This is a genomic window from Bordetella muralis, from assembly GCF_054781015.1.
Genome location: NZ_BAAGVF010000008.1, coordinates 340,876 through 363,111 on the forward strand (window position 1 = coordinate 340,876; position 22,236 = coordinate 363,111).

Sequence of the window (22,236 nt, forward strand, 5' to 3'; positions counted from 1 at the left end):
AATTCCCGATATTGACGCGCAAAATCAGGCCTGCTTAAATGTACGTACAACTTTTTATGAGCGTACATATATGCCAGTCTCCGTTCTCGAATCTGCCCTGTTCAAAGACATGTTCGGCACCGACGCGATGCGCGCCGTGTTCGACGACGCCGCCACGGTACGGCGTTATGTGGAAACCGAAGTCGCGCTGGCCCGTGTGCAGGGCCGACTAGGCGTCATCCCGGCGCAGGCCGCCGACGCGATTGCGGCGCGCGCGGACGCGGCGGCTATCGATATGGAAGCGCTGCGCATCGAAACCGAAATCGTCGGTTATCCCATCTTGCCGCTCGTACACCAGTTGTCCCGGATATGTGGCGCCGAGGGCGAATACCTGCATTGGGGTGCCACCACGCAAGACATCATGGACACGGCTACTGTGCTGCAGGTGCGCGATGCACTGGAGATCATCGACGCCGACCTGACCGCGCTGGACGGCATACTGGACAAGCTCGCGCTGCAATATCGTGACACACCGATGGCGGGCCGCACACACCTGCAACATGCCCTGCCCATCACCTTCGGCTACAAGGCCGCCGTGTGGCTGCTGATGGTGCGCCGTCATCGCGAACGCCTGGCCCAATTACGCCCACGCGTGTTGATCGGCCAATTTGGCGGCGCCGCCGGCACGCTGGCCTCGCTCGGAGACCAGGGCCTGGCCGTACATGCCGCGCTCATGCAAGAATTGGGCCTCGGGGCAACGCCCATCACGTGGCATGTCGCCCGAGACGGCCTGGCAGAAACCGTACAGTTTCTGGCCCTGGTCGCCGGGTCGTTGGGCAAGATCGCTGTCGACATCATGCTGATGATGACCAACGAATTCAGCGAAGCCTTTGAACCGTTTGTCAAAGGCCGTGGCGCATCCAGCACGATGCCGCAAAAACGCAATCCGATTTCTTGCGAACTCATGTGGAGCGCCTCTAAAACGGTGCGTCAACATGCCGGTCTGGCGTTGGATGCCATGCTGCAGGACTTCGAACGCGCGACAGGTCCGTGGCATATCGAATGGTCAGCCGTGCCGGAAGCGTTCGTCTTGACCGCTGGCGCGCTGCACCAGGCGAAGTTCATGCTGGGCGGCCTGGAGGTCGACACTGCACGCATGGCGAGCAATCTGGATATTTCCGGCGGCCTCATTGTGGCCGAAGCCGTCATGATGGGCCTGGCTCCGCATATCGGCCGCCAGACCGCGCATGACGTGGTCTATGACGCCTGCCGTGCTGCCGCGACTTCACGCCGCCGCTTGGCTGATGTCCTGAAAGAGGATGCCCGCGTCACCGAGCGGTTGGACGGTACGGCAATTGAACGCCTGTGCGACCCCGCCAATTATCTGGGCGCTGCGCCCGCCATGGTGGATCGCATGCGCGCCTATTCACTCTCGGGGCGAGCCTGAGCATTCGCCTCCACCACACATAACAGGACGGAGACATTATGAAAAACTTGATAGCTGCACTCACCATCGCCGGGGCATTCGCCCTGCCGATGTCATCGCAAGCACAAGACAACTATCCCAACCGGGCAATTACCTGGATCGTGCCGTTTGCCGCAGGCGGCCCGACGGATGCGATGGCGCGCAATGTCGCCAATCGCGTTTCCCAAGAGCTGGGGCAAACCATTCTGGTCGAGAACGTCGGCGGCGCAGGAGGCACGATAGGCGCAACCAAAGCCGCCAAATCAGCGCCGGACGGCTATACATTCCTGGTCGGCCACATCGGCTATATGGCGGCAGCTCCTGCGCTGTATTCAAGCTTGCCGTACGACCCGGTCAAAGATTTCAAGGCTGTGTTTCGGTTTCCCGATACCCCATTGGTGTTGTTGGTAGGCGCGTCCTCACCCCACCAATCCGTGTCCGACCTGGTCGCCTATGGTAAACAGCATCCCGGGAAACTGAACTTCAGTAATGCAGGCGTAGGGTCCACCTCGCACTTGGTCGCGGCAATGTTCGCCAGCCAGGCCGGCATAGAAATCACGCCTATCGCCTACAAGGGCGCCGGCCCTGCATTGAACGACCTGATGGGCAACCAAGTCGATGCCATGTTCGACCAGACCAACACCGCCTTGCCACAAACCAAGGGCGGCAAAGTGCGGGCACTGGGCCTGACCTCTCCGGACCGCATGGCACAGTTTCCCGATGTGCCTACGATAGGAGAAAAAGCAATTCCGAAATTCGAGGTCGCGACCTGGTTTGGTTTATATGCACCGAAGGGCACGCCGGATCAAGTCGTACAGACCTTGTATCAAGCATGGCAGAAGGCCGTGCAAGACAAAGACTTCACCAGCAAGATGAGTGACCAAGGCATCAAATTGCTGCCACCCGAGCAATATGCCCCCGCGGCATTCCAGCAGTTCACCGCAGACGAAGGCAAACGCTGGGCAGCGGTCATTAAACAAGCCGGCATCACCCTGCAATAAGGGAAAAACACCATGCGCCGCGTGTCAGCCGCCGATATCGAAACCAGCATTGCTGAGGCCTTGCAAGCGATCAGCTACACCCACCCCGCGGATTTTGTGCAAGCCCTGAAGGCGGCGCACGCAACGGAAAGCAAGGTCCCGGCGCGCCATGCATTGCTGCAGTTGCTGATCAACAGCAAGCTCAGTGCACAGGCTCGCCGGCCCGTCTGTCAGGACACGGGCGTTGCGCATGTCTATGTGACTATGGGCATGGATGTCCGCATCTGCCACGATGAGCCGGGCCCCACGCCCAGTCTGCAAAGCATCGCCAATCGCGCCGTCGCTCGCGCCTATGGCTGCCCGACAAATCCATTGCGGGCGTCGATGATCCAGGACCCGCTCGGAACACGCCGCAACACGCGAGACAATACTCCCGCAATTGTCCAAGTGGACCTCGTCGAAGGCGATGCACTGACGCTCACCGTCGTCGCCAAAGGCGGTGGCGGTGACGTCAAGACGCGCTATGCCATGCTCAATCCCAGCGATTCTGTCGCGGACTGGGTCGTGTCCCAGCTACCCGGCATGGGAGCGGGATGGTGCCCACCCGGCGTACTGGGCTTAGGCATCGGAGGCACACCCGAACAAGCCGTATCGATGGCAAAACGTGCACTGTTCAAGCCCATCGACATGCAAGACCTGCTCAAACGGGGCCCTCGTGACGCCGAGGAGCAGCTCAGGATAGAAGTCTTTCAGCGCGTCAACGCACTAGGCATCGGCGCGCAGGGCCTGGGCGGCGACACGACCGTCCTGGACGTCAAGGTCGCTACCTCGGCCTCGCATGCGGCGCTCTTGCCCGTCGCCCTGGTACCAAACTGCGCGGCGACGCGTTTTGTTTCCTTTGAGATGCCTGCGGAGGGTCCTGCGCGCCTTGCACAAACAGACCCTCATGTCTGGGACGGTATCCCCGATGCGCTGCCTCTGCAAGAAGGCAAACGCGTTGATCTCAACACCCTGACACAAAGCGATGTCGCTCAATGGACAGCGGGCGAGACACTTTTGTTGTCGGGCAAACTCCTGACCGGACGCGATGCGGCGCACAAGCGCATGGTGGACCTGCTCGCTAAAGGACTGCCCCTGCCGGTGCCACTGCGCAACCGTGCGCTCTATTATGTCGGCCCCGTGGATCCCATCGACGGCGAAGCTGTCGGTCCGGCAGGTCCCACCACCGCCACCCGCATGGACAAATTCATGCCGAGGCTATTAGCCGAAACCGGATTGCTGGTAACCATAGGCAAGGCGGAGCGCGGCCCTATTGCGATAGATGCCATCAAGGCAAACGGTGCCGCCTACCTGAGTGCAGTGGGCGGCGCCGCTTATCTCGTGGCACGCGCGATCCAGGCGGCACGTGTCGTCGCGTTCGAGGACCTGGGCATGGAGGCGATTTATGAATTCGAGGTGCGCGACATGCCCGTCACGGTGGCGATCGACGCCAGAGGCGAACGCGTCCACACTGTTTTTCCGCTGAAGGCCGTCAGCTGAGACGCTGAAATCCGCGGTGCGGCGCAGTCAAAGAAAACTGCACCTGTTCAATTCTCGCCGCTCGCCAATTGCCATACTTTTTCCGCGGCGGGCGCCATTTCAAAGGGCTGCCGATACAGGCGAATATCCACGGAGACATATGCCGAGGATTGCGCAGCAGCCACCAATTCACCTAGTTCCAGTTCTCGGCGAATGAGGCTTTCGGGCAGCCACGCTACGCCACGGCCGGCTTGAACCATGGACTTGAGCAACAAGGCGTGATGCGCCGTGAACACGACGGACGCGCCAGGATGCGAAATCGCCTCTGCACTGCTCCCAAACCATTGGCGCATTTCGGCGCGCAATATCCGCCCCAGCCCCGCGCCTTCACTATAGGCCAACAAAGGCGGAACACACGCTGCGTCCAGACTATGCCGCGCTCGCCCTTGCTCATCGGGTACAGATACCGGCATCAAGACGTCTTGTGCCAGGATCAATTTTGGATAATTCGCCTCATCCAATCGATTGACCATCCGGGCATGGCCATGGCAAAGCATGAATTGCACCCGGCGCTGCAGCATGGCGTCCTCGCAAGTCTGCGCGCTATCAGACATGGTCTGAATCGACCCGAGGTGCAGTTGCCCCTCCAGGCGGCTCAACCAGGATGGGAAAAACGTCAACGACAGCACGTGCGTCGCAGCAAACCGCAGGCTCGCGGCTGCCACGTCATGCGCGATCTGCGCCTTGATGCGTGCGGCCTGCAGGCTGGCAAGGATGTCCTCCAGCAACGGATGAAAGCGCTTGCCCGCCGCCGTCAGCGCGGCAGGATGCGCACTGCGATCGAACAGATCCACCCCCACCCATTCCTCGAGCGCCCGAATATGGCGGCTGAAAGCGGGTTGTGCAATGCGGCGAGCCTCGGCCGCCCGCGAGAAATTGCCGCATTCTGCCAGGGCCAGAAAATCTTCTAGCCATTCGAGATCGAGAGGTCGGTTTCCGGGGCCCATCTTTGCCGTGAATAGTTCTATGCGATTCGAGTATTGGACGGACAGCAGGCGGATGAGAAACCATAGCGGCATCCGAGTTCGAATCGAACTCGCTATCTACACCCGGAGACGACTATGCCTTCCATTAATAATTATCGGGGAATCATACCTGCTATTTCCTGCCCGTTTACCCCCGATCATCGCATCGACGAGCCTGCCCTGCGCAAGCTGGCTTCCTGGCTTGCCGGCCACGAGGGAGTCGTTGCCGTCATGACCAACGGCCATACCGGCGAAGTCTTCGCGTTGACGCCGCATGAGCGAGCGGAAGTCACTCGCATCGTCGCCGACGAACTGAAAGGCAAGACCCCCGTCATTTCGTCTATCGTGTGCGAAGGTCTCGCCGATGCTGCAGATCATGCCCGTGCCGCCAAAGAAGCAGGCGCCGCCGCGTTGGACGTCATGCCGCCACACCATTGGCTGCGCTTTGGATTCACCCCTGGCCATGCGCTGCAATATTTCGAGGCGATTCACAATGCTGCGCCGGATCTCGACCTGGTCTGCCATGTCTATCCCGCCTGGACACGCGCCTCGTACTCGTCCCGGTTATTGGCGGACCTGGCTCGTCTGCCCTACGTGCAAGCGTTCAAGGTCGGCCAGCGCGACATGAACAAGTATGCCCGCGACATTCAGGCGATCCGCGAGGCCAACGCCAGCAAAGCCATTCTGACCTGCCACGATGAGTATCTGCTCGCGTCGATGGTTCAGGGCGTGGATGGTGCGCTGGTCGGTTTTGCCACCTTTATCCCGCAACTGATCATCGATCTGTGGAATGCCGTCAAAGCGGGCGATCTCAAAAAAGCGGTGGAAATCCAGGCCATCATTACCCCTCTGAAAGACGCCGTCTATGGCGGCGGCGAGCCCACAGGCGAAGCCCATGCGCGCATGAAGGGCGGCATGTATCTCGCCGGCGTCATCGACGATGCCACTGTGCGCCCGCCCACCGAGGCGCCTTCCGCAGGCGAACTCGACGCGTTGCGTGCCGCGGTCAAACAGGCAGGATTGCTCGTACGCTGACAACGTAACGGCCAACATATAACAAGGAGGAAGACAATCATGCACATCAAGACTTTGCTCAGCGCGTGCGTCACGGCAGTGATTCTGGCGATGTCTGCTCAAGCTGGCGCGGCAGACTATCCCACCCGTCCGATACGTATGATCATTCCCTTTCCACCGGGTGGCACGCTGGATATTGTTGGCCGTATGCTCGCGGAAAAACTGGGCAAGCAGATGGGTCAATCCATCGTTGTGGAAAATCGCCCTGGCGGCAACGGCATCATTGGTGGCGACGCCGTTGCCCGTGCGACACCCGACGGCTATACCCTGTTGTTCAGCGCGTCGACCTTTACCACGACGCAAATGACAATGAAGTCTGTTCCCTATCGGGTCGAGAAAGACTTCACTCCTATTGCGTTGGTTGCAAAAGCCCCGCTTTCCGTGGCCATCAATAAAGACCTGCCCATTACCGACATCAAGTCGCTCATCAGCTATGCGCAGGCCAACCCCGGCAAAATGACCTTTGCGGTGGGATCCATAGGATCAGCGGGCCATCTGGCCACCGAATCGCTCAAGCGTGCCGGCCATCTGGAATATTTGACGGTGCCCTACAAAGGGACCGCCCCGGCATTCAACGACTTGATCGGCGGACAGATCAATGGCTTTATTGACCCCATTCTGGGATCGCTGCAGTATCACAGGACAGGCATGCTACGGGTCATCGCCGTCACATCCTCAGAACGCGCAAGCAGTTTGCCTGACGTACCGACCGTCGCAGAAACGATTCCTGGTTACGCGTTCTACAGTTGGTATGGGCTATGGGGCCCCGCCAATCTACCTGCGGAGGTCACCGAGCGTTTGAATAAAGAAGTCAACATCGCGTTGGCCTCCGATATGAGGGCCAAGCTCACCGAACAAGGCCTGATGTTCCAACCTGGCTCGGTAGCCGATTTCGCCAACTTTCAACGCGAGGAGATGGCACAAGCACAAAAAATTGTGACCGAGGCCAATATCCGTGTGCAATGACCAACATGTGAACGATGACGCCCCGCAAAAACACGCCATCGTAACCGGCGCCAGCGCAGGAATCGGACGAGCGATCGCCGAGTTTCTGTTGCAGGCCGGCTGGCGTGTGACGGGGGTGGACCGCACAGCACCGACACTGGAGTCCGAACACTTCCGCTCCGTCACGGCCGACCTAGGCATCGCCGCGGAAGTCGAAAGCATAGCCGCCCGATTGCTTGATGCCGATGCTTTGGTACATGCAGCAGGCGTGCTGCGGGTGGGACGCGTCGGTGCGTTGGATCGTCATGCAGGCGAGTTGATGTGGCGCCTACACGTCGACGCTGCCAGCATATTGTGTAACACCATCGTGCCCGCCATGGTGGACCGCCGTGACGGCAGGGTCGTATTCATCGGCAGCCGCGTCGCGCAGGGCATGCCGGGCCGCGGCCAGTACGCCGCAACCAAGGCCGCGTTGATTGCGCTATCGCGCAGCTGGGCGGCAGAGGTCGCCGCACACGGCGTCACGGTCAACGTGGTTTCGCCAGCGGCGACCGCGACAGGTATGGTGAATGACCCGGCGCGATCTGCCAGCTCAGCGCAACTGCCGCCGATTGGCAGATTGATCGAGCCCGGCGAAATTGCGCAATTGGTCGGCTACCTGCTGTCTCCGGCAGCGGCCGCGATCACCGGGCAGGATATAAGCATCTGTGGAGGCGCATCGTTGCAGCGCTAAATGGCTCATCAGCGGAGACTCTTCGATACTGGCCGCCAATGCCTCGCCATTTCCGTAGTATGGCGTCAAACCGATCGATACCAGTTCCTCTGCATCGTTGGACTGTCGGCACCTCAGGCAACCGAGGCAACTACCGAGCAGACAGGACGCTCAACAGATGAATCCCGAAAATTACCCGCGTACTTTCTTCAACACGGCCTGGCCGCTGGCGATCGGATCCGCCCCCACGGATATTTCCCCTCGTACAAACACGAGGCTATTCGTCATACGCAGCACCTGTCCACGTGCTTGCAGAAACTGCCCTACCTGTGCTGGCGCCAGGCAGTGCATATCCAATTGAACAGTTACACAAGGTGTACGGGATAGCGCCTCCCACGCGGCAACACTGACCACCTGATCCATGAGCGTCGCTATCAATCCACCATGCACAATGCCCATGACATTGGCATGCTGATCGCCCGTCAACACGCCCAGCATCCAGGTATCTTTTTCACGGCGAGACCAGATCGGCCCGACCAACGCGGAAAAACCCTGGTTTGTGCGCTCACGCCAACCGCCCTCGCGCAGCATTTGTTCCGTCACGACTGCCGTTGTCATATTCAGGCTCTCCCGGCCAGCAGTGCCGACAAGGTTTCGGCCTCGTTCTGCAGGTCTTTCGCCAATGCCTGTGCTTTGGCCGCCACCAACTGATTCGACAATGCTGCGGCAACCAGAGAGTGCGACAGCCTGCCCTGTCCATTGAATACCGGCACAGCAACGACTGTCACCCCGTCGATATAGTTTCCGCGATCGATGCTGTAACCCTTCTTTCTCACGCTTGCTACATCTTTACGCCAAGCATCGATATCAGGCGGTTGATCCCAACGCAAGGCTTTAAAACGACGTTCCACATCAGCCTCGTCCATGCTGGTATAGGCCGCGACCAGTCTTCCTGTTGCGCTGATCAGCGCAGGAAATCTGCTGCCCACATCGACATGCAAGCGGAATGGTGCATGGGAACGAGAAAGCGCCAGTACCACCATATGGTCCTGGCTCGCGATCTCGACACCGATCGCCGTGACATTTGCCTCTTTAGACAGGCGGTCCAGCACAGGCTGTGCCAATGCGGGAAAAGGACTGCTCTCGATCACGCTGCGCGCCAACGTCAGCATGCCTACGTCCAGGCTATATCGCTTGCTGCCCACGTCGACCTTGACCAGCCCCTCGCTTACCAGCGCCCGCAAGATATGCAGACACGTGCTGGTGACCATTCCGAGCTCTTCAGAAATGGTCTTGAGCGTCATCGGATCGCCTTCACGCCCGAGTAATCGCAAGATCGCAAAAGCCCGCGTCACCGCAGGCACTTCCCGGATACGCGGCCCCGCTTTGGGGGCAACGCCATGTACATCGCTCATACGTTCGTCTCCATCTATGGCGCTAAGGATACGACGCTTTCGGCGTTTTGGTCTTCTTAACGCACGGCCAATAATTGTACTAATACAATTCATAAACGTAATTGACAATTTATTCGCTGCTGCGTAAAGTGAGCCACAACAAGAAAGAGGAGACAAGGACGTCATGACAAAGTTGACGGAGTACCTGACGTACGCCGATGCGCAGGCGCATTGCTCGCCTGAAAAGCTATGGGAGCTGTTCGACGGCGATAGCCAATACATGAACATTGCGCATGAGTGCATTGATCGCCATGCCGAGAGCGGCCGAGCGGCAGTGATCCTGGTCAAGGCGAACGGCGATGACGAAATTCTGGGATTCGACGAACTCTCTCGCGACGCATCACGCTTTGCGCATGCCCTGGTCGCGCGTGGCGTCCAGCCAGGGGACCGGGTTGCCGTCATGTTGGAGCCTTCGCGCGAATTCTATGTGTCGCTATTTGGCACGATCAAGATGGGGGCAATCGCGGTCCCCCTGTTCACCCTTTTTGGCCCGGACGGAATTCGTTTACGCATTGAAGACTGCTTGCCCCGTCTACTGATAACCAACTCCGAAAAGGCCCCGCAGGTGCCAAACCTGCCGAATCTCGATGTGATCGTGACGAGTGACCGTTTCCTGGCTGACCTGATCGGCTACCCCGACCATTTCCAATGCCAAAGCCGTGCCGACGATCTCGCTATCTTTCAGTACACCTCGGGTACGACACGAGAGTTGCCTGATGCGGTGAAGCACTCGCATCGTGCCATCGTCACGCTCATGCTGGCAGCACTATACGGTAGCGGGATCCGCCCGGGCGACCGGTTTATGTGCCCTTCCTCGCCCGCGTGGGGGCATGGTTTGTGGCATGGCACGCTAGCCCCGTTGGCTCTGGGCGTCACAATCGGGGCTTATAGCGGCAAATATCAAGCCGAGCGACTGCTCAAGGCTCTGCAGGATCATCGATTCAATAATCTATCGGCGGCAGCCACGCATTACCGCATGATGCGGAATTCCGGTGTCGCGACGCACTACCAATACTATTTGGACAAGCTTTCCTTTACCGGCGAACCCATTGATAGCGAGACAGCAGAATTTGTCGCCAGCGTATTCGGGCATCCAGCCGGCAGTATGTATGGCACTACCGAAATCGGTGTCTGCCTTGTCAATTATCCCGGTGCGCCAGATTTTCAGATCAAGCCTGGATCACTTGGCAAACCCGTACCAGGCTTGCGTGTAGAGGTGCAAGACGCCAATGGATTTCCATGTCCGGCAGGCGTTACCGGAGAGCTCAAACTTTGGCGGCGAGGCGCCTGGGTCGCCACCAAGGACCTGGGCCGCATCGACGAAGATGGTTATTTCTGGCATGGCGGGCGCGCCGACGACGTCATCATTTCTGCAGGATGGACGATGAGCGCAGTCGAAATCGAAGACGCCATCCTCAAACATCCTGACGTCATTGAAGCCGCTGCGATCGGGGTGCCCGACACTCTGCGTGGTCAAGTGGTCAAGGCGTTCGTTGTCACACGGCGCGCTGGCGACGGCATATTCACGCAAGAGATCCAAGACACGGTACGCACGCAACTCAGCCAGCACGAATATCCGCGTCAAGTCGTTTTCGTGACGGAGTTGCCCAAGACCCCTGCTGGAAAAATTCATCGCAAAAAACTGCGCGAACAGGAAATCGCCAACCTCGCTGCGGCCGACGCAGTGCAATGACAATCAGAACCGGAGACATCATGCTGACTCAAACTCAAATGCAAAGAAGCTTTCCCAAAATCACCGAGCAGGGGCTGGAAGAGCTACGTCAACGTATCGGCGTAAAAATCGGCTTTACGGCCGAACCGTGGTGCTACGAGGCGACCCGGGACAATATCCGTCATTACGCGCATGGCATTGGTGACGATAACCCTCTATGGTGCGATCCGGTATATGCCGCCAAAACGCGTTACGGCGGCATCATCGCTCTGCCGAGCTTTTTGTTCTCGACCAGCCGCATCGTATCGGGTTATGTAGGAGGACTGCCAGGCGTACATGCGATGTGGTCGGGCGCAGACTGGACCTGGCACAAGCCCATACGTCGTAATGATGTGATTTCCACCGAGGCCTATCTGAAGGATCTCATTGAACATGAGACCCGCTTTGCCGGACGCGCAGTGCAGCAGATTTATCACGTCGACTTCTTTAACCAGGCGGGCGACAAGCTGGCCGAAGCCGACAGCTGGTGCTTTCGCACAGAGCGCGACCACGCCCGTGAACAAGGCAGCAAATACAAGGAAGTACGCGCACGCGAACCACGCCGCTACAGCGAGGAAGAAATACGCGAGGCCTATAAGCTCTATGCCCGCGAAGAAATTCGCGGCTCAGAAACGCGCTATTGGGATGACGTCACAGAAGGGGAAAGCCTCCCCACTCTGTTCAAGGGCCCCATGACGGTGACTGGTTTCATTGCCTACGCGCAAGGTTGGGGCGGCCTGTATATTCGGGCCAATAAACTTGCGTGGCAACTGATAGATGCCCATCCCGGCGTCGGCATCACCAACCGTTTTGGCATTCCGGACGTGCCGGAACGGGTGCACTGGGAAGAAGACTTCGCGCTGGAGGTCGGCGCTCCGGGTGCCTATGACTATGGCCCGGAACGAAACTCGTGGCTTACTCACCATCTGACCAATTGGATGGGCGATGATGGTTTTCTGCGTAGATCGTATTGCAAGATCCGCCGCCATAACCCCGAAGGCGACATGCTTTTCTTTACTGGCAAGGTCAAGCGTAAATATGTCGAAGAGGGCAGGCATCTCGTTGAAATCGAGCAAGAGGCTCGAAATCAGGACAATGAACTGTCAGTGCTGGGTATCGGCGTAGTGGAGCTCCCCTCTCGCGGCTAACCACCGCCCCACAGAGTTCCGGCCTGCGGCCGGACTCGCTGCATGTGAGGTAACGATCATGCTAGACCATCATCACAAGGGCTCGCTGAGTGGCCTTAGGGTGATAGACCTATCCCGGGTATTGGCAGGACCATTATGCACCCAGATGCTGGCAGACAACGGCGCAGACGTTATCAAGGTCGAGCCGCCTGCGGGCGATGAAACACGGACGCTAGGGCCTCCTTTCGACAGCTGCGGCACTGCAGCCTACTTCAATGCCGTCAATCGCGGAAAGCGCGCCCTGGCACTCGATCTGGCCCAACCGGAGGGACGCGAAGTCTTGCTGCGGCTGTTGGAAAACGCGGACGTGCTGGTCGAGAACTTCCTGCCCGGCACCATGGCACGCTGGCAACTGGATTTCGACGCCGTTCTCGCCGAAAAATTTCCCCGCCTGATTTATTGCTCTATCTCCGGCTTTGGCGACAGAGGCCCTATGGGTGGGATGCCAGGTTACGACGCCATTCTGCAGGCGATGTGCGGCTTGATGAGTGTCAACGGAGAACCCGAGTCCGGCCCTACGCGCATCGGCATTCCGATCGTTGACCATTTGACCGCCTACACGGCCATGACTGGAATACTGATGGCGCTGGTAGAGCGCAGCATCAGCAATCGTGGCCAGCGTGTCGAAGCGACTCTATTCGACACCGCCCTAAGCCTGCTTGTCCCGCACGCTGCCAACTGGATGTACTCAGGCAAGACCCCGCAGCTGCTGGGTAGCGCACACCCTAATATCGCCCCTTACGACAAATACCATTGCAAAGACGGATCGGTATTTCTGGGCATACTCAATGATCGGCAGTTTCGTCGATTCTGCGACCATCTTGAACTGACCGAGTTGATCGCTGATCCACGTTTCGCCAGCAATGCCGCGCGGCTTTCCCATCGTGACGCGCTGACCGCCGCCATCAGTCGTGCACTGACAAACAAAGATCGTCTGAACCTGTGCCGGGAGTTAATGCAACTGGGCGTACCTGTCGGCCCTATTAACAGTGTGCCGGAAGCATTCGCGCAAGCCCAGGCGGCTGCCGCACGAGTCGACCGAGATGATTATCACGGCGTCGGTCTGCCTAACCACTTGTGCCGTACGCCCGGTACGCCGGGCAACGTACCACCTCGATTCGCTCAGCACGCTGAAGAAATTCTGCTCGAGAGCGGCTTTGGCCACGAACATATTGCGCAATTGCGCGCGCGCGGGGTTTTGCCCAGTCCCTAGAAACTCAGACATAGCAAAAAAACAGCAACACCTCATCCACCTGGAGACAAAGATGAAAAGATTGTTTGCTGCAGTAATGCTGTCCCTCAGCCAACTCGCCGCCGCTGCTTCCTATCCGGAAAAACCGGTACGCGTGATCGTGCCATATCAAGCGGGCCAGGGCACCGATGTCGCCACGCGCTTGCTGGCGGAGCATCTGACCAAAGAACTAGGTCAGGCCTTCGTCGTGGAGAACCGTCCCGGCGCTGGAGGCAACATCGGTGCGGCCGAAGCAGCACGCGCCGCCCCTGACGGATACACAATCCTTATGGGGACAAACGGCACCCACGTACTCAACCCCTATCTCTACAACAGCGTGCCGTTCGATCCTGAGAGGGATTTCGAGCCTGTGATTCTGGTCAGCACCTTTCCAATGGTTCTTCTGACGTCGCCAGGATCCTCGTATACCAGCATTAAGGCGCTGCTCGACACCGCCAAAGCCAAACCTGACAGTATTGATGCAGGCCTGCCCAGCACCACAGCACGCCTGGTTCTGGAACTTTTTGAAAAACAGACAGGCACGCGCATTACTGGCATCCCTTATAAAGGTTCCAGTACCGTCATGACAGACCTCATCGGCGGTCGCGTCGCTCTCGCCATTGATACCGTCAGCGCATCTCGGTCCCTGATAGACAGCGGCAAAATAAAGCCTCTGGCGGTCACATCTCTCAAGCCATCGGCCCTCTTGCCTGGCGTACCCTCCGTCGCAGGCGAAGGGATAGACGGCTTTCAGGTGGTCGCTTGGAACGGCGTATACGCGCCCCACGGAACGCCGCCTGCCACCGTCAAAACGCTCAACCAGGCATTGGCCAAGATCCTCAAGCGGCCTGATGTTCAAAAACGTTTACTCGAACTCGGCCATGAACCTGCCGGCGGTTCATCCCGCGCCCTGGCCGAGTTTGCCCAAAGCGAACGCCAGAAATGGGCGCCCGTAATCGAGACTGCGGGTTTAAAAGCGAACTGATCCTTTAGCCAAATCACTCCCAAAAAGGGCGGCCCACGAGCACAGCAGGAAAGCGCGCACTATCGATTCATCCCAGAAAGCCTCGCAACCGGGGCGCCGATATGCCCGGCACGGTCACGATCGGGCAGAATAGGCATCGAATGTCGTAAAGTCTCCTTTTTCCCTGCATCACCGGAGGCTATCTTGCCCCGCCCGATTGAACACCTGCTTGATCCCTTTCCCACCGAATCTCCCGCCATCGCTCCCAAGGGGTTGTTGCGGTTCCTATGGGCGTGCTCCAAAGGCGCGCGTGGCTATCTCGCCCTGCTGGCGCTGTTCAGCGCCAGCGTCTCGATCTATGAGGCCTGGTTATTTGCCTTTCTCGGCCAGATCGTGGATTTTCTGGCCGATTGGCAGACGGATGCGATATCTGCCGAGGAAACGCGGGTGCTGTGGAGCATCGGTATCGTGCTGGTCGCCAGTATCGGCCTGGTTGCCGCACGGACCATCATCCAGCATCAGATATTGGCGATCAATCTCCCGCTGCGGCTGCGCTGGAATTTTCACCGCCTGATGCTGCAGCAAAGCCTGTCGTTCTTTGCCGACGAGTTTGCCGGACGTGTCACCACCAAGGTCATGCAGACCGCCCTCGCCGTACGCGAGGTGCTGTTTACGTTTTCCGAGATTGTGCTGGGCATCGGCATCTATTTTGTGACCATCATCGCCCTGGCAGGAGGTTTTGACAGCCGGCTGATGATCCCGTTTCTCGCCTGGATCGTCCTGTATGGGCTGACGATGCGATATTTCATTCCGCGATTGGGCAAGGTATCGCAGGAACAAGCACACGCGCGCTCGTCCATGACAGGCCGTGTGACAGATGCGTATTCCAATATCACTACCGTTAAATTGTTTTCGCATACCAATCGCGAGGCGCATTTCGCGCGCGCCGCGATGGAAGACTTTAAGCTGACCGGTTATAGGCAGATGCGCCTGGTCAGCCAATTCGAAATTACCAATCAGGCATTGGTGGTCGGGCTGATTCTGTCTGCTGGCGGATATGCCCTGCATTTGTGGCATGTCGGTTCAGTAGGGCCCGGCGCGGTGGCCGCCGTGACGGCAATGGCCTTGCGGGTCAACGGCATGTCGCACTGGATCATGTGGCAGATGACCTCGCTCTTTGAGGCTATCGGCACGGTGCAGGATGGCATCGGGACATTTTCCCGCAAGGTCAAAGTCCAGGATCAACCCGACGCAACGACGCTGCAGATCACCAAGGGCGAAGTCGTCTTCGACCAGATCTCGTTCAACTACAACGGCAACCGTCAGGTGCTGGATGGACTGAGCCTGACCGTGAAACCGGGCGAGAAAATCGGCCTTGTCGGCCGTTCCGGCGCAGGCAAGTCCACACTCGTCAATCTGCTGCTGCGCTTTTACGATGTCGATGCAGGCCGCATCTGCATTGATGGACAAAACATCGCTCACGTGACCCAGGACAGCTTGCGGCAAGCCATCGGCATGGTCACCCAAGACACGTCATTGCTTCATCGCAGTATTCGCGACAACATCGCCTATGGACTGCCCGAGGCCAGCGATGCGGATATACAAGCGGCCGCCATGCATGCCCAGGCCGATGATTTCATTCAACGCCTGAGCGACCCGCAAGGCCGCACAGGCTACGACACCCAGGTCGGCGAACGCGGAGCGAAGCTGTCGGGCGGACAGCGCCAACGCATCGCGATTGCACGGGTCATGCTCAAGAATGCCCCGATCCTGTTACTGGACGAGGCCACCAGCGCCCTCGACTCCGAAGTCGAAGCCGCCATACAGGAGAGCCTCAGCGAAATGATGCAGGGCAAGACGGTGATTGCGATCGCGCATCGCCTGTCCACGATCGCAGCGATGGACCGGCTGATCGTGATGGACCAAGGCCGCATCATCGAGCAAGGCACTCATGCTGAGCTGCTGCAGCAGAATGGCGTGTACGCCAACTTGTGGCAACACCAGAGCGGCGGCTTTCTGGGTCAGGACGACGTACCAGCGGCATAGGCGGTCTGAATCGTCGTGCGCACATGGTTCACGTGCGCGCTGGCCGCCGCCTCGGCCTGGTCCGGTTTGTCGTCCAATACGGCCAAGGCAATGCGCCGATAGTCGTCAAGACGCATTTTCTGCAGGCTGGGCAAACGATGCTGGGCATGCACCACCGGCATCAAAATCGTAGGAAACAGGCGCTTGAGTTCCAGGTTCCCCCCCATATCCAGCAATACCCGATAAAACCGCCGGCGGGCGCGGGCAAAAGCAATGCCGTCCTGCGTCTGATCGGCCTGTTCCAATTGCTGCAAGGTCTCTTGCAACGATGCACGGGCGGACGGCTCGCCTGCACCCCGAACCGCCGTGCGCGCCAACAGGCCCACCATGCGCTCGGCCACGTCCAGCACATCCAGTGTTTCCTGCTGGCTCAGCGATCGTATCGCCGCCCCCTTGTGCCGCGAGAGCTCGATGACCCCCTCTGCCGCCAACCGCTGCAGGGCTTCGCGCACAGAATTGCGCCCCACCCCGAAATGTGCAACCAGATCGACTTCGACCAGACGTTGGCCAGGCACCAGGGCATGCGCCTCGAGCTCGCGCAAGATGCCCTGAAACACCATATCGGAGGCGCTCTTGGCTTTCGGTTGTAGCGACGGCAAATCGCCGGTTTCAGCAACGAGGGCAGATGGGCTCATGAGCAAGGATCTAGTCACATCAAAATAAAGGTCTGGTCAGGCCAGATAAATCATCCTACAATTTTATGGAACAATTCTACCCCACGGATGACAATATTGCTCATCGCCTAGCCTAGCGCCCGGCAGCGGATCAATAGAACCAGAGGAGACAAATACGATGGCGTCATCACTATCCGTCGCAAACAAGCGGGTACTCATCACAGGCGCCTCCAGCGGCCTGGGACAGCACTTTGCCAAAACCTTGGCCGCCGAGGGTGCGCAATTGATCCTCGCCGCCCGGCGGCTGGACCGGCTGCAGGCCTTTGCCGACACGCTATCGTGCAGCGTGGCCCCGCTGTGCCTGCCCTTTGATGTCACGGATGCCGCCAGCCATACCGAGCTGGTCAAGCACATCGATACTCTCGATGTGCTGATCAATAACGCGGGCATCGTGCGCGAAAGTGCGGCAGCCACGCACAGTTCGGAGGACTGGGATGCCGTGCTGGACACCAACCTCAAAGGGATGTTTTTCCTGGCGCAATCCTTGCTGCCCGCGCTACAGGCCAATGGTGGCAGCATCATCAATGTGGCTTCCATTCTGGGTCTGCGCCAGGCGGGCGGCATCGTGTCCTATGCCGTGTCCAAGGCTGGGGTCATCCAGCTGAGCAAGACGCTGGCACTGGAGTGGGCGCGTTATGGCGTTCGCGTCAATGCCCTGGCGCCGGGTTATATCGAGACCGAGATCAACGCCGATTTTTGGCAATCCGACGCCGGTAAAGCATTGATCAAACGTATTCCGCAACGGCGTCTCGGCCAGCTCGAGGATCTCGATGGACCCTTGCTGCTGTTATGCAGCGACGCGTCGCGCTACATGACAGGCTCGGTGCTGGTGGTCGATGGCGGCCATCTCGTCAACACGCTTTGAGGAAACAGGCATGTACACCCCCTACCCCAGCGAACGCAGCCGCGAAGCCGGTGAACGCGTTGAGGCGTTTGTGCGTAACGTCGTGGTGCCTTATGAGAACGATCCGCGCCGCACTGCACATGGCCCGACATCAGAACTGGTCGAGGAACTGCGTGCCAAGGCTCGCGCTGCCGGTGTAATGACGCCGCACATCCTGTCCGATGGCAGCCACATGACGCAGCAGGAGACTGCTGCCGTGCTCAAGCGTTCAGGCCTGTCGCCACTGGGACCGATAGCGGTCAACACCATGGCGCCCGACGAAGGCAATATGTTTTTGCTGGGCAAAGTCGCCACCCCAGCGCAAAAGGCCAAGTACCTGGACCGGCTGGTCAGTGGACACGCGCGTTCGGCCTTTTACATGACCGAACCTGCGGTCGACGGCGGTGCGGGATCCGATCCTTCGATGCTGCAGACGACCGCCGTTCAACAGGGCGATAACTGGATCATCAACGGACGCAAGATGTTCATCACCGGTGCAGAAGGCGCCGAAGTCGGCATCGTGATGGCACGCAGCAATACCGGCGACAAAGTCCAAGCCACGATGTTCCTGGTCAAACTGCCCCATCCCGCCATTCGTATCGAACGCATCCTCGATACCATAGACAGCTCGATGCCCGGCGGCCACGCCTTGATCGTCATCGATAACCTCATCGTTCCACAGGAAGACGTCCTCGGCGAAGTGCACGAGGGTTTTCGCTATGCGCAGATCCGCCTGTCTCCGGCCCGCCTGTCGCATTGCATGCGTTGGTTCGGCGGCGCCGCGCGCGCGCACGAAATCGCGACTGCATATGCCGTCAAACGCAAAGCCTTCGGCAAGCCGCTGATCGATCACGAGGGTGTGGGCTTCATGCTGGCCGATAACTTGATCGATCTGCAACAAGCCGCCCTGATGATCGATTGGTGCGCTGGCGTACTGGATTCCGGCTCTCAAGCCACCACTGAAAGCTCCATGGCCAAGGTCGCGGTATCGGACGCACTATTTCGCGTAGCAGACCGCTGCGTGCAAGTCATGGGCGGTACTGGTGTCTCGCGTGACACCATCGTCGAACAGATCTTTCGCGAAGTCCGTGCGTTCCGCATTTATGACGGCCCGACCGAGGTCCACAAATGGTCGCTGGCGAAAAAGATGAAACGCGATGCTTTGCACGGAGGCTCGCATGAGTAAGGCGAGCGGCAACTTCGCAGGCACCACGGCCATCCGACCCGAGCATCGCATCGACCAGGCTGCTTTAGAGGCGTGGATGCAGGCCAACGTGGAGGGATACCAAGGACCGCTGACGATAGACCAATTCAAGGGCGGGCAATCCAATCCGACCTATCGCCTGCAGACACCGGCTCGCAACTATGTCCTGCGACGCAAACCGCCAGGCGTATTGCTGAAAGGCGCGCACGCCGTAGAACGCGAGGCCCGCGTGATGAGCGCACTAGGGACTGTAGGTTTCGCAGTACCACGGATCTATGGCCTGTGCACCGATGACAGCGTCATCGGCAGCTGGTTCTTTGTCATGGACATGGTGGAGGGGCGCGTATTCTGGGATGCCAGTTTCGCCGACGTACCGCGTGAAGCACGCGCTCAGTACATGGATGCCATGAATGCCACGCTGGCAGCGCTGCACCAGATCGACTACACCGCTATCGGCCTGGGTGACTACGGCCGGCCCGGAGGTTACGTCAAACGCCAAATCGACCGCTGGTCCAAGCAATATCTCGAGGATGATCTCGCGGGCCGTCATCCGGCGATGGACCAACTCGTCCAATGGCTGCCCAAACATCTGCCCGATACGGAGGATGTCACCATCACGCACGGCGACTTTCGGGCAGACAACATGATTTTCCATCCGACAGAACCCAAGGTACTCGCGGTGCTGGATTGGGAGCTGTCCACCTTGGGTGATCCTCTAGCGGATTTTGCGTATCACGCCATGATGTTCCGCATGCCGCCGGACATATTGGGAGGGATCGGGGGGCTGGACTTGCAGGCCTCGGGGTTGCCCGATGAACAGGCCTATGTGCGGGCCTATTGCGAACGCACTGGGCGCGCGGGAATTCCCGACCTGGATTTTTACGTCGTCTTCAACATGTTCCGCTTTGCCGCCATCCTGCACGGGATCAAGGGCCGTGTGCTGCGGGGAACAGCAGCCAGCGCGGATGCAGAGGCGATGGGAAATCGGTTTACGAGAGTCGCCGATATCGCGTGGGAACAGGTCGAGTCGCGAGCGGCAAGATCAGCTTGAGCCCGGCACACACCGTCGCATCACAGTTTTACCAAATAGGGGGGCATTTCCATCGGTTTGATCGATGATGCGCCCTGAAAACGCTTGAGCCAGCGATCATCAGCCTGCCGCAGATGCTCATGCAACGCGCGCGCAGCCTGAGCCGGCTTGCGATCCAGCAACAACGTGTATATCTGCACATGTTCGCGCAGGGCATCCTCGATCAGGCTCAATGGGATATGCAGTACGGGGTCAAATAAATACCGGGTTGGCACAAACAACACTCGGGTACGCCCCAACGCGTGCAGAATTTCCTCATTGGGACAATGCGATAGCAACGTGACATGCAGGTCATGTTCGACAACGTCAGTATCGAAGCCCTCGCGCGGAAATCCATCCAATGCATCCAGCGCCGTAGCACGCGCACGCTCGAGATAGCTCATCGAAACATGCGGTGCAGCCTGACGCAATGCCTCGGGCTCCAACATCCAGCGCAACTCATATAAATGATGTGTCTTGTCCGGAGTAACGTTCGCAGCAATCCAGTGCCCCAGTGAATCCTTGCTGACCAATCCTACGCTATGCATGCGCGCCAGCACATCGCGGACCACCGTTCTGCTGACCCCAAAATGCTCGGCCACGCGCTCTTCCACAATGCGCACGTTGGCAAAAATCATTTGTGTGCACAGCTCACGCTCCAACTGGCCATACATGCGTTCCCACTGCGGCACAGGCATGATCTGCACGTTATCCAGCACAGCACGACGGGGCAATCCCGTCACTGGCGCAACGCCCTTGCCGCGTACGCCAATCACCTCATAACCACGTCCGGCCGACTCACGAATCAGTTTCTCTTCACACAAGGTCCGTAATGCGTGACGCGCAGGCGATCGACTGATGCTGAATGCCTTGGCGACTTCAGCTTCCAGCAATTTCTCCCCCGCCTGCAGACGGCCTTCATCAATCATGCTCTTCAGCAACTGATAGGCACGGTCTTGGATGGACATTCTGTCCAATGCCACGGAAGGATCGTTTGTAGGTTTCAACATACTGTCTTGGTCATCGTTTGCATATCCGCCCATGTACTCCTTGCGCGCAATGGTATCGCGACTGCCGGGCACGCGTCAGGCGGGCACTATCCGAAAGTGTCTCATGCAGCACAACAGCGCATCCTTCGGGATTACCCTACTAAAATGTACATTGCACACAATGTACATTATTCCTATCGCCAATGTCCTGGCGACCAAATTTCTGGAGTGAATCGATATGAAGCTGGTACGGTGGGGAAACACGGGAACCGAACACCCCGGGTTGCTGGATGAAAGCGGCCAGATTCGCGATTTGTCGAGCCTGATCGACGATATCGCAGGCGCAAACCTGTCAGACGAGGGTTTGGCACGCATCGCCGCCACGGATCCGGCCAACCTGCCCATCGTCGCGGCGCAGACTCGTCTTGGCCCTTGCGTAGGCGCCATTGGCAAGATCATCTGCATCGGGCTCAACTATCGGGATCATGCCCGTGAAGCCAAACTGGCCGAACCCAAAGAACCCATTATTTTCTTCAAGGCCACCAGCGCCATCATTGGTCCGCATGATCCTATCGAGTTTCCCGCAAATGCAGAAAAAGTCGACTGGGAAGTCGAGCTTGGTGTAGTCATCGGCAAGACCGCGCGTCGTATCAATCCAGCCCAGGCGCTGGATCATGTGGCAGGTTATTGCATCGTCAACGATGTGTCCGAACGCGCCTGGCAAATGGAACGCGGCGGTCAATGGGATAAAGGGAAGTCCGCTGATACCTTCGCCCCTATCGGCCCTTGGCTGGTAACGCGCGATGAAGTCACGGACCCTCAACGCCTGCCCCTATGGTTGGACGTAGACGGTGTGCGCCGTCAGGACGGTAACACCGCAGACATGATCTTCGGCGTTGCCGAACTCATCGCCTACGTCAGCCAGTTCATGAGCTTGCATCCCGGTGACATCATTGCCACCGGCACGCCTGCCGGCGTAGGTATGGGTTTTGCGCCACCCGTGTATTTGCAACCGGGCCAAACCCTGCAACTGGGCATTCAGGGGCTGGGCACGCAACAAAACCGCACGCAGTCGGCGGCTTGACGA

At 58.7% G+C, this 22,236-nt stretch carries 20 protein-coding genes; 15 read left to right on the top strand and 5 right to left on the bottom strand.

What is annotated here, in order from left to right:
* The first annotated feature begins 70 nt into the window (after positions 1–70).
* Genes ACYVIT_RS19290 through ACYVIT_RS19300 form a run of 3 tightly spaced genes read left to right on the top strand, consistent with a single transcriptional unit; the run spans position 71 to position 3,963 of the window.
* Positions 71–1,426, top strand: a complete 1,356-nt coding sequence (locus ACYVIT_RS19290) for a class-II fumarase/aspartase family protein (RefSeq protein WP_415804099.1) — start codon at positions 71–73, stop codon at positions 1,424–1,426.
* 38 nt (positions 1,427–1,464) lie between these two features.
* Positions 1,465–2,445 (top strand): Bug family tripartite tricarboxylate transporter substrate binding protein, encoded by a 981-nt coding sequence (locus ACYVIT_RS19295; protein ID WP_415804100.1) that lies wholly within the window; start codon positions 1,465–1,467, stop codon positions 2,443–2,445.
* Positions 2,446–2,457: 12 nt separating this feature from the next.
* Positions 2,458–3,963, top strand: a complete 1,506-nt coding sequence (locus ACYVIT_RS19300; RefSeq protein ID WP_415804101.1) for a fumarate hydratase — start codon at positions 2,458–2,460, stop codon at positions 3,961–3,963.
* A gap of 47 nt (positions 3,964–4,010) precedes the next feature.
* Here ACYVIT_RS19300 and ACYVIT_RS19305 read toward each other — a convergent pair whose 3' ends face one another.
* The gene (locus tag ACYVIT_RS19305; protein ID WP_415804815.1) at positions 4,011–4,949 is read right to left on the bottom strand and encodes a LysR family transcriptional regulator; all 939 of its coding nucleotides are present in this window, start codon (positions 4,947–4,949) and stop codon (positions 4,011–4,013) included.
* A gap of 114 nt (positions 4,950–5,063) precedes the next feature.
* Between ACYVIT_RS19305 and ACYVIT_RS19310 the strand changes: the two genes are divergently transcribed.
* From ACYVIT_RS19310 to ACYVIT_RS19320, 3 genes are read left to right on the top strand one after another with little or no spacing between them, the layout of a single operon-like run.
* Positions 5,064–6,002 (top strand): dihydrodipicolinate synthase family protein, encoded by a 939-nt coding sequence (locus tag ACYVIT_RS19310; protein WP_415804102.1) that lies wholly within the window; start codon positions 5,064–5,066, stop codon positions 6,000–6,002.
* Between the two features lie 39 nt (positions 6,003–6,041).
* Positions 6,042–7,007 (top strand): Bug family tripartite tricarboxylate transporter substrate binding protein, encoded by a 966-nt coding sequence (locus tag ACYVIT_RS19315; protein ID WP_415804103.1) that lies wholly within the window; start codon positions 6,042–6,044, stop codon positions 7,005–7,007.
* A gap of 7 nt (positions 7,008–7,014) precedes the next feature.
* On the top strand, positions 7,015–7,719 hold the full coding sequence (locus ACYVIT_RS19320; protein ID WP_415804104.1) for an SDR family NAD(P)-dependent oxidoreductase: 705 nt from the start codon (positions 7,015–7,017) through the stop codon (positions 7,717–7,719).
* Between the two features lie 171 nt (positions 7,720–7,890).
* Here the strand turns inward: ACYVIT_RS19320 and ACYVIT_RS19325 are convergent, their stop codons facing one another.
* Both ACYVIT_RS19325 and ACYVIT_RS19330 read right to left on the bottom strand, forming a co-directional pair.
* Positions 7,891–8,316 (bottom strand): PaaI family thioesterase, encoded by a 426-nt coding sequence (locus ACYVIT_RS19325; protein ID WP_415804105.1) that lies wholly within the window; start codon positions 8,314–8,316, stop codon positions 7,891–7,893.
* A 2-nt stretch (positions 8,317–8,318) separates the two neighbouring features.
* On the bottom strand, positions 8,319–9,113 hold the full coding sequence (locus ACYVIT_RS19330) for an IclR family transcriptional regulator (protein WP_415804106.1): 795 nt from the start codon (positions 9,111–9,113) through the stop codon (positions 8,319–8,321).
* 163 nt (positions 9,114–9,276) lie between these two features.
* On the opposite strand from ACYVIT_RS19330, the gene ACYVIT_RS19335 reads away from it, so the two are divergent.
* The 5 genes from ACYVIT_RS19335 (at position 9,277) to ACYVIT_RS19355 (ending at position 16,291) form a co-directional block, all read left to right on the top strand.
* Positions 9,277–10,845: an acyl-CoA synthetase gene (locus ACYVIT_RS19335; protein WP_415804107.1), complete on the top strand. Its 1,569-nt coding sequence runs from the start codon at positions 9,277–9,279 to the stop codon at positions 10,843–10,845.
* Positions 10,846–10,865: 20 nt separating this feature from the next.
* Entirely contained in the window at positions 10,866–12,011 is a 1,146-nt protein-coding gene (locus ACYVIT_RS19340) for an FAS1-like dehydratase domain-containing protein (RefSeq protein ID WP_415804108.1), read from the top strand.
* Between the two features lie 58 nt (positions 12,012–12,069).
* Positions 12,070–13,263 carry a CaiB/BaiF CoA transferase family protein gene (locus ACYVIT_RS19345; RefSeq protein WP_415804109.1) on the top strand — a complete coding sequence of 398 codons (1,194 nt, stop codon included), beginning with the start codon at positions 12,070–12,072 and terminating at the stop codon, positions 13,261–13,263.
* Positions 13,208–14,266 carry a Bug family tripartite tricarboxylate transporter substrate binding protein gene (locus tag ACYVIT_RS19350; RefSeq protein WP_415804110.1) on the top strand — a complete coding sequence of 353 codons (1,059 nt, stop codon included), beginning with the start codon at positions 13,208–13,210 and terminating at the stop codon, positions 14,264–14,266. Before ACYVIT_RS19345 ends, ACYVIT_RS19350 begins: the two co-directional genes overlap by 56 nt.
* A gap of 180 nt (positions 14,267–14,446) precedes the next feature.
* Positions 14,447–16,291 (top strand): ABC transporter ATP-binding protein, encoded by a 1,845-nt coding sequence (locus ACYVIT_RS19355; RefSeq protein WP_415804816.1) that lies wholly within the window; start codon positions 14,447–14,449, stop codon positions 16,289–16,291.
* Here the strand turns inward: ACYVIT_RS19355 and ACYVIT_RS19360 are convergent.
* The gene (locus ACYVIT_RS19360; RefSeq protein WP_415804111.1) at positions 16,267–16,965 is read right to left on the bottom strand and encodes a GntR family transcriptional regulator; all 699 of its coding nucleotides are present in this window, start codon (positions 16,963–16,965) and stop codon (positions 16,267–16,269) included. The genes ACYVIT_RS19355 and ACYVIT_RS19360 overlap by 25 nt on opposite strands.
* A gap of 157 nt (positions 16,966–17,122) precedes the next feature.
* Between ACYVIT_RS19360 and ACYVIT_RS19365 the strand changes: the two genes are divergently transcribed.
* From ACYVIT_RS19365 to ACYVIT_RS19375, 3 genes are read left to right on the top strand one after another with little or no spacing between them, the layout of a single operon-like run.
* Complete coding sequence (locus ACYVIT_RS19365) at positions 17,123–17,869, top strand: SDR family NAD(P)-dependent oxidoreductase (protein WP_415804112.1); 747 nt, start codon at positions 17,123–17,125, stop codon at positions 17,867–17,869.
* Between the two features lie 10 nt (positions 17,870–17,879).
* Entirely contained in the window at positions 17,880–19,073 is a 1,194-nt protein-coding gene (locus ACYVIT_RS19370; RefSeq protein ID WP_415804113.1) for an acyl-CoA dehydrogenase family protein, read from the top strand.
* A complete protein-coding gene (locus ACYVIT_RS19375) occupies positions 19,066–20,142 on the top strand; it encodes a phosphotransferase (protein ID WP_415804114.1) in 1,077 nt (358 codons plus the stop codon). Before ACYVIT_RS19370 ends, ACYVIT_RS19375 begins: the two co-directional genes overlap by 8 nt.
* Before the next feature lie 20 nt (positions 20,143–20,162).
* On the opposite strand, the gene ACYVIT_RS19380 is transcribed toward ACYVIT_RS19375, so the two are convergent.
* On the bottom strand, positions 20,163–21,170 hold the full coding sequence (locus ACYVIT_RS19380; RefSeq protein ID WP_460478279.1) for a GntR family transcriptional regulator: 1,008 nt from the start codon (positions 21,168–21,170) through the stop codon (positions 20,163–20,165).
* A 217-nt stretch (positions 21,171–21,387) separates the two neighbouring features.
* On the opposite strand from ACYVIT_RS19380, the gene ACYVIT_RS19385 reads away from it, so the two are divergent.
* The gene (locus ACYVIT_RS19385; RefSeq protein ID WP_415804116.1) at positions 21,388–22,233 is read left to right on the top strand and encodes a fumarylacetoacetate hydrolase family protein; all 846 of its coding nucleotides are present in this window, start codon (positions 21,388–21,390) and stop codon (positions 22,231–22,233) included.
* Positions 22,234–22,236 lie beyond the last annotated feature (3 nt).